This is a genomic window from Kitasatospora sp. Root107, from assembly GCF_001424875.1.
Classification (GTDB): domain Bacteria; phylum Actinomycetota; class Actinomycetes; order Streptomycetales; family Streptomycetaceae; genus Kitasatospora.
This window is the reverse complement of sequence record NZ_LMCT01000045.1, coordinates 18,355-30,661: the sequence shown is the minus strand read 5'-3', so window position 1 is coordinate 30,661 and position 12,307 is coordinate 18,355. Positions and strand designations below refer to the sequence as shown.

General features: G+C 72.0%; 6 protein-coding genes. 1 reads left to right on the top strand and 5 read right to left on the bottom strand.

From position 1 onward, the window contains the following. The first annotated feature begins 226 nt into the window (after positions 1 to 226). Positions 227 to 2,956 carry an FHA domain-containing protein gene (locus tag ASC99_RS28755; protein WP_057237475.1) on the top strand — a complete coding sequence of 910 codons (2,730 nt, stop codon included), beginning with the start codon at positions 227 to 229 and terminating at the stop codon, positions 2,954 to 2,956. Positions 2,957 to 3,004: 48 nt separating this feature from the next. On the opposite strand, the gene ASC99_RS28750 is transcribed toward ASC99_RS28755, so the two are convergent. The 5 genes from ASC99_RS28750 to ASC99_RS28730 form a co-directional block, all read right to left on the bottom strand. Then, on the bottom strand, positions 3,005 to 3,976 hold the full coding sequence (locus tag ASC99_RS28750) for a CU044_5270 family protein (RefSeq protein WP_057237474.1): 972 nt from the start codon (positions 3,974 to 3,976) through the stop codon (positions 3,005 to 3,007). Next, entirely contained in the window at positions 3,976 to 4,593 is a 618-nt protein-coding gene (locus ASC99_RS28745) for an RNA polymerase sigma factor (protein WP_157531819.1), read from the bottom strand. The genes ASC99_RS28750 and ASC99_RS28745 overlap by 1 nt, the downstream gene beginning before the upstream one ends. Positions 4,594 to 4,680: 87 nt before the next feature. Next, positions 4,681 to 9,621 carry an NAD-glutamate dehydrogenase gene (locus ASC99_RS28740; protein WP_057237472.1) on the bottom strand — a complete coding sequence of 1,647 codons (4,941 nt, stop codon included), beginning with the start codon at positions 9,619 to 9,621 and terminating at the stop codon, positions 4,681 to 4,683. 273 nt (positions 9,622 to 9,894) lie between these two features. Then, on the bottom strand, positions 9,895 to 11,520 hold the full coding sequence (gene pruA / locus ASC99_RS28735; RefSeq protein ID WP_057237803.1) for an L-glutamate gamma-semialdehyde dehydrogenase: 1,626 nt from the start codon (positions 11,518 to 11,520) through the stop codon (positions 9,895 to 9,897). Positions 11,521 to 11,612: 92 nt separating this feature from the next. Continuing rightward, positions 11,613 to 12,266, bottom strand: a complete 654-nt coding sequence (locus ASC99_RS28730) for an HAD family hydrolase (RefSeq protein ID WP_082598719.1) — start codon at positions 12,264 to 12,266, stop codon at positions 11,613 to 11,615. Between the last annotated feature and the right edge of the window lie 41 nt (positions 12,267 to 12,307).

Below are 12,307 nucleotides of genomic sequence, written 5' to 3'. Positions count from 1 at the left end.
TTCGGCAACTCTAACGGTGCCCGCTCAGGTTTCCGAGGCGCCAGGACCGCGTCCTGCGGGGCCCCGTCCGACACGAGGTTGACCTGACGGTTCGTCGGCTCCACCATGGCGATCATCGCAAGATCGTCAAATCCGGTGCCGGGAGCGCGGTGTCGGTCCGGGGTGGCAGGATGACAGGCACCACTCTTGTGGCCCAACGGCATCACTGAAGGGGAGTGCGGGGGCGATGCAGATCCGGCTCACTGTCCTCCGACCGCGCAGCGGCCCGGCAGCCGTCGGAACGGCCACCGACGTCCTGGTCACCGCCCCGGTCGGCACGGCGCTCGGCGCAGTCGCGGGGGCGCTCGCAGGCGCGGTGGGCGTACGCGGCCCGCGCTCTGCCACCCATGTGCACCTGTACGCCGGGGCCGAGCGGATCGACGAGCAGACCCTGCTCGGCCACCCGCCACTGCTGGACGGCGCCGTGCTCTCGCTCAACGAGCCCGATCCGGACGCGGACGAGGACGGCCCGCCAGCCCCCGCCGAACTGCGGGTCACCGGCGGCCCCGACGCGGGCGGCGTGCACCGCCTGCACGGCGACCGGATCCACGTCGGCCGCTCCAGCGCCGCCGACGTCCCGCTCGACGACCCCGACGTCTCCCGGCTGCACCTCTCGCTGAACCTGGGCGCCGACGGCCGGGTGACGGTCCGTGACCTCAACTCGACCAACGGCACCGGTATTGACGGCCGGTTCCTCCGCGACGAGGCGGTCGAGCTGACCGACGGCGGGCTGGTCCGGATCGGCGAGTCCACCCTGCAGGTGATCCGGACCGATCTCCGGGACATCTCCGGGTCGCGGACCAGCCCCGACGGGCTCGGCCGGCTGCAGCTCACCGTCACCCCCTCACCCCGGCAGGCGGCGGCGCCCGAGCCCGAGCCGGCCGCCCCCGAGCCACCGGCCACCGGGAGCCGGGCCCGCGCCCTGCTGTCCCGCCGACGCGCCCGCCCCGAGCCCACCGCACCGAGCCCCGCCCAGCAGCACGCCGCCGTCCGGCTCCGGCAGGCCGCCGCCCAGCGCGAGCGCTGGCCCGACCTGGCCGCCGTGCTGCTCACCGCGCTCGGCCCCGGCCCCCGGCTCTGGGAGCGCGGCCCGGCCCACCCCGACTCGCTCACCCTGCGGCTCGGCACCGCCGACCGGCCCGGCGGCCCCGGCACCACCCCGGGCACGGTGCTGCCCGCCGTCCCGGTCACCGTCGACCTGCAGACCGCCGGCAGCCTCGGCCTGGCGGGCCCACGCGCCCGGCTGACCTCCCTCGCCCGCGCCGTACTGGCCCAACTCGCCGTGCTGCACCCGCCGAGCGCGCTCAGCCTGGTGGTGGTCGGCAGCACCGAGGAGCAGACCGCCGACTGGTCCTGGTCGTTCTGGCTGCCACAGCTCCAGCCGGCGCACGGTCAGGCCTGCCGCCTGCTGGTCGGTTTCGGCCCCGAACAGACCGAGGCCCGGCTCACCGAGCTGACCAAGGGCCCCAGTGACGGCCTGTCAGGCCCGCCCGCCACCGTGCTGCTGCTGGACGGCACCCCCGGCACCCCCGAGGGCCGGGCCGCCCTGGCCGTCCTGCTGGAGCAGGGCCCCGCCCTCGGCGTCTTCCCGATCTGCCTGGCCGAGCAGGCCACCGAGCTGCCCGCCGGGCTCGGCGCCACCGCCGTTCTCACCGGCGAGGTCGCCACCCAGTTCACCCTGGACCGCCCGCTCGGCGGCGGCGGTCGCGAACGGGTCGAGGAGATCGCCCTGGACGCGGTCTCCCCCGCCTGGGCCGAGCGCCTGGCCCGGGCCCTCGCCCCGCTCACCGAGGCCACCCCGGTGGCCCGCGGCCCGCTGCCCGACCAGCTCCGGCTGCTCGACCTGCTCCGCCTCGACACCGTCACCCCCGCCAAGCTCTCGGCCCGCTGGGCCGCCCTGCCCTCAGGGCCCGGCACCGCCACCGCCCTGCTCGGCACCACCCGGGACGAGCCCTGCCTGATCGACCTCGCCGACCCGGACGAGCCGAACGGCCCGCACCTCCTGGTCGGCGGCGCCCGGGGCACCGGCAAGACCGAGCTGCTCCGCACCCTGGTCGCCTCACTCGCCGTCTCCGAGCAGCCCGAACGGCTCCGGATCACCATCGTCGAAGGCCGCGGCTCCGCCCCCGACGACCCGTCAAGTCTGCGCGGCTGCACCGACCTCCCCCAGGTCATCGAGCACATCGACGCCGGGGCCGACCCGCGCCGCGCGATGCTCGCCGCCGAGACCCTGCTGGACGAACTGGCCCACCGCGAGGCGCTCTTCGGCGACCAGGACTTCACCGGCTGGCACACCGCCCGGGCCCTCGGCACCCCCGTCCCGTCCCTGGTGACGGCGGGTGGCGGCGCCCGGCACGAGACCGCCGTCCGGGTCACCGCCCCCCGCAAGGCGCCCGACGTGCTGACCGCCGTCCCGGCCCGGCTGGTCGTGGTGGTCGACGACTTCGACGTCCTGCTCGCCCCCACCTCCCCGGCCGGCCGGCCGCTCGGCCGCGCCCTGGCCGCCGTCGCCGAACGCGGCGGCCGGCTCGGCGTCCACCTGGTGGCCGCCACCGGCTCCCCCGAACAGACGGCCGGTACGGAGCTGGACGAGGTCGCCCAGCTCCGGATCGCCCTGCGGACGGCCGACCCGGCCGACTCCGACCAGCTGATCCACCTCGCCGACGCGGCGGCCCTGCCGGAGGACACCCCCGGCCGCGCCTACCTCCGGCGGCCCGACGGCGGGGTGACGGCCTTTCAGTCCGCCCGGGTCAGCGGCCGGATCCCCCGCACCGCCACCCTCCGCCCCACCGTCGTCGCCATCGACCCCACCCACCTCGGCGCCCCGCCCACCCGCCGCCCCGTCCGCGAGCTGGGCAACGGCCCCACCGACCTCGCCCTGCTGGCCAGCGCTCTCCAGCGGGCCACGACGCTCTAGTGCCGGGCGCGGCACCAGGGGCGGCCCTGACGTGAGACAGCCCCTAGCTCACGGGCGGTCACCCGCCTTGTCGACGACGGCCCGGGTGAGCACGGCGGTCTCGGCGATCACGTCGCCACGCTTGCCGTAGCTGGTGCCGTCGCGCACGACGACCTGGCGTTCGCCGAGGAACTCGGAAGTGCTCCGGTCGAAGACCCACTCGACCCGGACACCGAGCGAGGAGGTCAGCCCGACCGCCACGCCGGTCCTGCCCTGGGCGTCGGCCACGTTGTCGATCAGCTCGACGCCGTCGATCAGGGCCGCCGCGCGGTACAGCGCCGCGGCCACCTCGGGCGGCGCGATCTGCTCGCGCAGCAGGTCACCGATGACCCCGAAGGCGTCCTGCTCGGTGTGGCTCTTGCCGCTCCGCTCGTCGATCATCTTCTGCAGCAGCACCTTGGGATCGGTGGGCAGCCCGGCCAGGTACCGGTAAGTCGGGGACTGGATGTTCGGGGTCAGGTTCCGGTCGAGCGAAATGGTGCCATCGGGGTTCACATCGGGATCGACCCCGGGACGGAACGTGCTCGGCTCGTACAGCAGGCCGGCCCGCTTGCCGTCCACCGAGAGCCAGACCTCCCGTTCGTGCAGCGTGCCGTGGATCATCCCGTCCCGCCCGAACTCCGGGAACTTGTCCAGGGACTTCACGTAGACGAACTGGTTGTCCCGCAGCTCCTTGACCGGCTTGGCCGCCGCGACCTGTGCGATCCGGTCGAGCAGCTGCACCGGCCCGGGGTGCGCGGTCGGCGACAGCGACCCGACCGGCCCGGCCACCACGGCCGGCCGGCCGGGCGCCTGGCCGCCCCCGGTACCGATCACCATCACCAGCGCCAGCCCACCGACCACGGCGGGCAGCGCCACCCATCCGTACCGCCGCGCCGGACGCTTCCTGGCTACGGTCTCCCGGTTGATCTCGCTCATCAGATGTCCCCTCAACAGCTGGTGGCGGTCGGCGGGGAGCAACGGTTCGTGCTCACGGTTCATCAGTTCTTCCCCTGTGTCGACCGGACCGCTTCGACGCGGTCACTGACTACCTGTCCGCTGCCCCCGCCGGGTTCCACCAGTTCTTCTGCCGCCAGCTCCCGCAGCCGGGCCCGGGCCCGGGAGAGCCGCGAACGCACCGTCCCGACCGGCACGCCCAGCGCCTCGGCGGCCGCCGCGTAGTCCAGCCCCACCAGGACGCAGAGCTGGAACACCTCCCGGTCCCGTCGTCGCAGCCGCTCCAGCGCCCGCCGGGCGGCGGCCAGCCGGGCACTGTCGTCGAGCCGCCCGACCAGCTCGTCCGCGAAGTCGGGCACCACGTCCCGGTCCGGCAGCCGGGCCAGCGCCGCCCGGTGCCGACGGGCCGCCCGCGCGGTGTTGCGCAGCACGTTGGTGGCGATCCCGAACAGCCAGGGCCGCACCGAGTCGCCGTCCTGGTCCAGCTTGGCGCGCAGCCGCCAGGCCTCCAGGAAGGTCAGCGAGACGGCATCCTCGGCGGCGGCCCAGTCCCCCAGCGCCCGTACGGCGTACCGGTACACCCCTTGCGCATGGTCATCGAAGAGCTCCCCGAACGCGCTCTGGTCTCCGGCGCGCAGCCGGGACCGCAGTGACAGTTCCACGCCCCTACCTGTCCGCTCGCGCCCGCGGGTTCCACACAGAAAAGTGAGGGCGGGACCACGAAGGTCCCGCCCTCACTCACCTACCGGTCAGCGCGTGGTGCGCAGCAGCGTACGGATCACCCGCATCGCGACCGAGAGGCTGGACAGCTCGTACTTGTCCGAACCCCTTATGTCGTCGAGGGTGGTCTTGGCCCGGCTCAGCAGGGTGGAGTTGAGCTCCGCCCAGGCCGCGTACCGCTCCTCCGGCGAGGCGCCCTCGGGGCCACAGGAGAGGATGTCGGCGGTGAGGGCCGCGTGCGCCGCGAACAGGTCCTCGCGGATCGCCGCCCGGGCCATCGAGGACCACCGGTCGGTGCGCGGCAGTTCGATGATCCGGTCCAGCAGGTGGGTGATCTGGAGCCGGTCGGCGAGGTCGTAGTAGAGCTCGGCGACGTCGGTCACCTCGGCGCCGTTGCGGTCCGCGACGCCGACGATGTCCAGGGTCGGGAAGGCCGAGGAGAGTCCGGCGATCCGGCCGGCCAGCTCGTCCGGCACACCGGCTGCGGCCAACTCCCGCTGGATCAGCTCGAACCAGGCCAGGTCCTCGCCGCGGAGCGGCTTGGGCAGGCTGTCCCAGACCTGGTTGACCCGGCCCTGGAAGAACGCGATGTTCTCCGCGATGTCCAGCGGCTGGCGGCGGTTGTTGAGCATCCACCGGGTGGCCCGCTCGACCAGCCGCCGGGTGTGCAGCCGCATCTTGGTCTGCACCCGGGCCGGCACCACGTTGTCCAGGCCCTCGATCTCGCCCCAGATCCGCTCCAGGCCGAAGACCGCGCGCGCCGCCGCGTGGGTCCGGGCGATCTCCTCCATGGTGGCGCCGGTCTCCTCGCGGAGCCGGAACGCGAAGGTGCAACCGCCGCGGTTGATCGTGTCGTTGACGATCAGGGTGGTGATGATCTCGCGGCGCAGCGGGTGGTTGTCGATCGCCTCGGCGAACTTCACCCGGAGCGCGCTCGGGAAGTACTCGTGCAGCGCGGTGCGGAAGTACGGGTCGTCGGGGAGCTCGGTGGCCAGCAGCTGGTCGGCCAGGGTGATCTTGGTGTAGGCGAGCAGCACCGACAGCTCGGGCTGCGAGAGCCCGCGGCCGCTCTGCTGGCGCTCCCGGATCTGACGGTCCGTCGGCAGGAACTCGATGCCCCGGTCGAGCTGGCCGTCGGCCTCCAGCCGGTTGATCATCCGGGCGTGCACGTCGACCATCGAGGCGGCCTGGGCGACCGCGTTGGCCAGCACCACGTTCTGCGCGTAGTTGTTGCGCAGCACCAGGTGGCCGACCTCGTCGGTCATCTCGGCGAGCAGCTTGTTGCGCTGCTTGACCGTCATGTCGCCGTCGGCGACCACCTGGTTGAGCAGGATCTTGATGTTGACCTCGTGGTCCGAGGTGTCCACCCCGGCCGAGTTGTCGATCGCGTCGGTGTTGATCCAGCCGCCGGTGCCCTCGGGGCCGCCGGTCGCCGCGTACTCGATCCGGCCGAGCTGGGTGCAGCCGAGGTTGCCGCCCTCGCCGACCACGCGTGCCCGGACCTGGCCGCCGTTGACCCGGATCGCGTCGTTGGCCTTGTCACCGACCTCGGCGTTGGTCTCGGCGGTGGCCTTGATGTAGGTGCCGATGCCGCCGTTCCAGAACAGGTCCACCGGGGCCTGCAGGATCGCCTTCATCAGCTCGGCCGGGGTCAGCTTGGACTCGGTGATGCCGAGCCGCTCGCGGACCTGGGCGGTCAGCTGGATCGACTTGGCGCTCCGCGGGAAGATCCCGCCGCCGGCCGAGATCAGCGACTTGTCGTAGTCGTCCCAGGAGCTGCGCGGCACGTCGAACAGCCGGCGGCGCTCGGCGTAGGAGACCGCCGCGTCCGGGTTCGGGTCGAGGAAGATGTGCCGGTGGTCGAAGGCGGCCAGCAGCCGGATGTGCTCACTGAGCAGCATGCCGTTACCGAACACGTCACCGGACATGTCGCCGATGCCGACCACGGTGAAGTCCTCGGACTGGGTGTCGACGCCCAGCTCGCGGAAGTTGCGCTTGACGGACTCCCAGGCGCCGCGCGCCGTGATGCCCATGCCCTTGTGGTCGTACCCGGCCGAGCCGCCGGAGGCGAACGCGTCGCCGAGCCAGAAGCCGTAGGACTCCGCCACGCCGTTGGCGATGTCGGAGAAGGTCGCGGTGCCCTTGTCGGCGGCGACCACCAGGTAGGTGTCGTCCTCGTCGTGGCGGACCACGTCGACGGGGTGAACGACATCGCCGGCCTTCAGGTTGTCGGTGATGTCGAGCAGCGCCGAGATGAAGGTCTTGTACGAGGCGATGCCCTCGGCGAACCAGGCGTCCCGGTCCACCGACGGGTCGGGGAGCTGCTTGGCGACGAAACCGCCCTTGGCGCCGACCGGGACGATCACGGTGTTCTTGACCATCTGGGCCTTGACCAGGCCGAGGATCTCGGTCCGGAAGTCCTCGCGCCGGTCGGACCAGCGCAGACCGCCGCGGGCGACCTTGCCGAAGCGCAGGTGCACGCCCTCGACCCGGGGCGAGTAGACCCAGATCTCGAAGGCCGGGCGGGGCGCGGGCAGGTCCGGGATGGCCTTCGGGTCGAACTTCATCGACACGTAGGAGTGCCAGTCGCCGTCCTCGGCGTGCTGGAAGAAGTTGGTCCGCAGGGTGGCCTTGATCAGGTGCAGGAAGGAGCGCAGGATGCGGTCCTCGTCCAGCGAGACGACCTCGTCCAGCGCGCCGGTCAGCTCCTCCAGGATGCCCTCGGTCAGCTCGGCCGCACCGAGCTGGTGGCCGGGGCTGAGCCGGGCCTCGAAGAGGTTGACCAGCAGCCGGGTGGAGTGGATGTTGTTGCGGAGCGCGTCCTCCATGTAGTCCTGGGAGAAGGTGCTCCCGGCCTGCCGGAGGTACTTGGCGTAGGCGCGCAGCACCACGGCCTGACGCCAGGTCAGCCCGGCGCTGAGGATCAGCTCGTTGAAGCCGTCGTTCTCCGCCTTGCCGGTCCAGGTGGCCGAGAAGGTGTCCTGGAAGCGCTCGCGGGCCTCCTCGGTGAGGGTGGTCGCCTCGTGCAGCCGCAGCCCGAAGTCGTAGACCCAGGCCTTGGTGCCGTCCTCGCGGGTGAGCGCGTACGGGCGCTCGTCCAGCACCTCGACGCCCAGGCGCTGGAGCACCGGGAGCACCTCGGTCAGCGAGATCGGGCCGCCGACCCGGTAGATCTTGAACCGGCGCTCGTCGTCACCCGCGCCGACCGGCTGGTACAGGTTCAGGCGGAAGTCGCCCTCGCCGCTCAGCGACTCGATCTGCTTGAGGTCGGCGACCGCGGTGCGCGGCGGGAAGTCGGCGCGGTAGCCGTCCGGGAAGGCGTTGCCGTAGCGGCGGCCGAGCTCGGCGGCGCGCTCCTCGCCCAGCTCGATGTGGAGCTGGTCGTTGAAGCCGTCCATCCAGAACCGGGCGGCCTCGGCCAGCTTGGACTCGATCCGCTCGATCTCGGCGTCGGTCAGGCTGGGCAGTTCGCTGCCCTTGGCGACCCGGACCACGAAGTGCAGTCGGGTCAGCACCGACTCGGTGGACCACACCGAGTACTCGATGTTGTCGCCGTTCAGCTCCTGCTTGAGGAGCTCCATCAGCCGGAGCCGGATCCGCGTGGTGTAGCGGTCGCGCGGCAGGTAGATCAGCGCGGAGAAGTAGCGCCCGTACTCGTCCTGACGGAGGAACAGCCGCAGCCGGCGGCGCTCCTGCAGGTAGAGCACGCTGGTGGCGATGGAGAGCAGCTGCTCGGCCGGGGTCTGGAAGATCTCGTCCCGGGGGAAGGTCTCCAGGATCTGCAGCAGGTCGCGCCCGTCGTGGCTCTCGCCGGAGAAGCCCGAACCGGCCAGCACCTCCTGCACCTTGCGGCGGACCACCGGGATCCGGGTGACCGACTCGGTGTACGCGGCGGAGGAGAACAGGCCGAGAAAGCGGCGCTCGCCGATCACGTTGCCCTGGGCGTCGAACTTCTTCACGCCGACGTAGTCCAGGTACGCGGGGCGGTGCACGGTGGCCTTGCTGTTGGCCTTGGTGAGGACCAGCAGCTTCTTCTCGTGCGCCTTGGCCCGGACCGGCGCGGTCATCCGGCCGAACGCCTCGGAGACCGGGTGGTGGTCGGTGTCGTGGCTGAGCGGGTCGGAGCGCAGGATGCCGAGCCCGGTGCCGGGGACGGCCCGCAGCACCTCCTCGCCCTGGTGCTCGGCCAGGTCGTACTCGCGGTAGCCGAGGAAGGTGAACTTGTCGTCGGCCAGCCAGCGCATCAGCTCCCAGGCCTCGCCGACCTCCTGCTCGGACAGGTGGGCCGGGGGCACCTCGGCGAGCTCGTCGGCCAGGCGCAGCGCGGAGTCGCGCATCTTCGCCCAGTCCTCGACCACCTCGCGGACGTCGCCCAGCACCCGGCGCAGACCGGTCTCGATCGCGCGCAGGTCCTCGCGGTCGGTCTCCCGGTCGATCTCGATGTGCATCCAGGACTCGACGGTGGCGTCGGCGGGCCACTCGGCGCCGGCCGCCTGGCTGCGCGAGCAGGCGTCCAGGTCGAGGATCTCCAGCAGCTTGCCGGTGATGTCACGGCGCACTGCCAGCTGAGGGTGGATCACCACGTGGATGCCGCGGTCCTGCCGGGTCAGCTCGTTGGTGACCGAGTCGACCAGGAAGGGCATGTCGTCGGTGACCACCTCGACCACGGTGTGGCCGCAGGACCACCCGTTCTCCTCGACGGTCGGGGTGTACACCCGGACCTCGGCGGTGCCCTGGGGCCGCTTGAGACCCAGCCGGTACTGGGAGGCGGCGGCGCCGTAGACGTCGACCGGGTCCCGGTCCACCAGGTCCTCGGGGGCGGTGTGGAGGTAGTAGTGGTGCAGGTACGCGGCCAGAGCGCCGTTGCTCAGACCTTCCCCTGGCGCCGCTCCCCCCACCTGGCTGTTCTCAGCGGCGTGTGCTGCCTTGGTGAGCAGTTCGGCCTTGGCTGCGTCCAGCTTGGTCTGCATGGCTGTTTGGCTCCTGTCGCGCGCCGTTGCGTGACTCGGTGATGGCTTGGTCTCAACCGCCGGGTCTGCTCGCAATCCTCCCGCAGCATCGGAGGAAAACCGCTCATGGCACGCATGAAGCGACGTCCGTCCGGGTACTAGGGATGTTTGGCCTGCGACCGAAACCCGACGACGCCAGTCAGCCTAACCGGAGGAAACGAAGGTGTCAGGGGACATGGAGGAGCAAACCCGTAGGAAGATCGGCCCGTCCTGGACACCTTGTCCAATCCGTCCTCAGCCCATGTGCGGATAGCCGTACTCGGTCGGCGGCACGAAGGTCTCCTTGATCGACCGGGCCGAGGTCCAGCGCAGCAGGTTCTGCCCGGCGCCCGCCTTGTCGTTCGTACCCGAGGCCCGGCCGCCGCCGAACGGCTGCTGGCCGACCACCGCGCCGGTCGGCTTGTCGTTGACGTAGAAGTTGCCCGCCGCGAACCGCAGCCGCTCCATCGCCTGCGCGATCGCGTACCGGTCGGTGGCGATCACCGCGCCGGTCAGCCCGTACGGGGCACCGGAGTCGACCCGGTTCAGCACGTCGTCCCAGCGCGAGTCCTCGTAGACGTGCACGGCCAGCACCGGGCCGAAGTACTCCTGGCTGAAGATCTCGTTCCGGTGGTCGGAGCTGACCAGCACCGTCGGCCTGACGAACCATCCGATCGCGTCGTCGTACTGGCCGCCGGCCGCCAGCTCCACCGTCGGGTCGGCCACCGCCCGGTCGATCGCGGCGGTCACCCGGGCGTACGCCTTGGCGTCGATCAGCGCGCCCATGAAGTTGGACAGGTCGCTGACGTCGCCGACGGTGAGCGCGTCCACCTCGGCCAGGAACTCGTCCTTGATCTTCTGCCAGAGGCTCCGTGGCAGGTACGCCCGGGACAGCGCCGAGCACTTCTGCCCCTGGTACTCGAAGGCGCCCCGGAGCAGCGCGGTGCGCAGCACGTCCGGGTCGGCCGAGCGGTGCGCGACCAGGAAGTCCTTGCCGCCCGTCTCGCCGACGATCCTCGGGTAGCTCCGGTACGAGCCGATGTTGCTGCCGATGGTGCGCCAGAGCGACTGGAAGGTGGCGGTCGAGCCGGTGAAGTGCAGCCCGGCCAGCGCCGGGTCGGCCAGCGCGACCTGGGAGAGCGCCTGGCCGTCGCCGGTCACCAGGTTGATCACCCCTGGCGGCAGCCCGGCCGCCTCCAGCAGGCGCATCAGGTGATGGGCCGCCAGGGTCTGGGTGGGCGCGGGCTTCCAGACCACGGTGTTGCCCATCAGCGCGGGCGCGGTCGGCAGGTTGCCCGCGATGGCGGTGAAGTTGAACGGGGTGACCGCGTAGACGAAGCCCTCCAGCGGGCGGTGGTCGGTGCGGTTCCACACCCCCGGCGAAGACTTCGGCTGCTCGGCCAGGATCTGCCGGGCGAAGTGCACGTTGAACCGCCAGAAGTCGACCAGCTCGCAGGGGGCGTCGATCTCCGCCTGCTGCACGGTCTTGGACTGGCCGAGCATGGTGGCCGCCGCCACCGTCTCCCGCCACGGCCCGGCCAGCAGGTCGGCGGCCCGCAGGAAGACCGCGGCCCGGTCGTCGAAGGAGAGCGCGCGCCAGTCGGCCCCGGCCGCCAGCGCGGCGTCCACCGCGAGCCTGGCGTCCTCCCGGGTGGCGTTGCCCAGTAGGCCGAGCTTGGCGGCGTGGTGGTGCGGCTGCACCACGTCGGTCCGCTCGCCGGAGCCGAACCGCTGCTCACCGCCGATGGTCATCGGCAGCGGGATCTGCTCCGCCGCCAGTTCGTCCAGTCTGCGCTCCAGCCGGTCCCGCTCGGGGCTGCCTGGGGCATAGCCGCGCACGGGCTCGTTGACCGGCTCGGGGACCTGGGTGACTGCGTCGATGGGCATGGCTGGCTCACTCTCTTCCGCTCAGCCCCCAGCCTGACCACCCGTCAACCGAATCGCCGCAGCTGACACGCCCTAACCGACGTGGCTCACACCACGATCCGCTCGGCCAGCCGCACCGCTTCGGCCAGCGAGTCGACCACCGGGACGCCGAGCGGCTCCAGCTTCTCCCGGGTGTGCGAACCGCCGGTGTACAGCACCGCGTGCGCCCCGGCGTTCTTCGCGGCCACCGCGTCGTCCGCCGCGTCACCGATCAGCACGGTGTGCGCCGGGTCCGCGTTCAGCGCCGCCAGGTGCTGCCGCAGGTAGTCGGTCTTGCCGGTCCCGTACGACTCGCCGACCCGGCCGTCCACCCGGACGAAGTGCTCCTCGATGCCCCGGGCCCGGACCTGCGGCACCAGCCGGTGGTGTTCGTGCATCGACAGCAGCGACTGGCTGCGGCCGGCCGCCTGCCACCCCGTCAGCAGCTCGGCCGCGCCCTCGGTCAGACCGCAGGCGTCGCTGAGTTCCTCGTACCGGTCCTGGAAGGCGGCGTCCAGCACCAGCCACTCGTTCGCGCTCGGCTCCCGGCCGAGCAGCAGCTCGTAGAACTTCGGTATCGGGAAGCAGTACAGCTCCCGGTACTGCTGCACGGTGATCGGCGCCACCCCGAGCGTGGCGAAGGCGGCATTGCTGGCCTCCACCACCGCTGCCATGTCGTGCAGCAGGGTGCCGTTCCAGTCCCAGACGATGTGAGTACGCACCCGGGAACGGTACCCGGTGGAGTGTCGAGCGGCACGAAAGA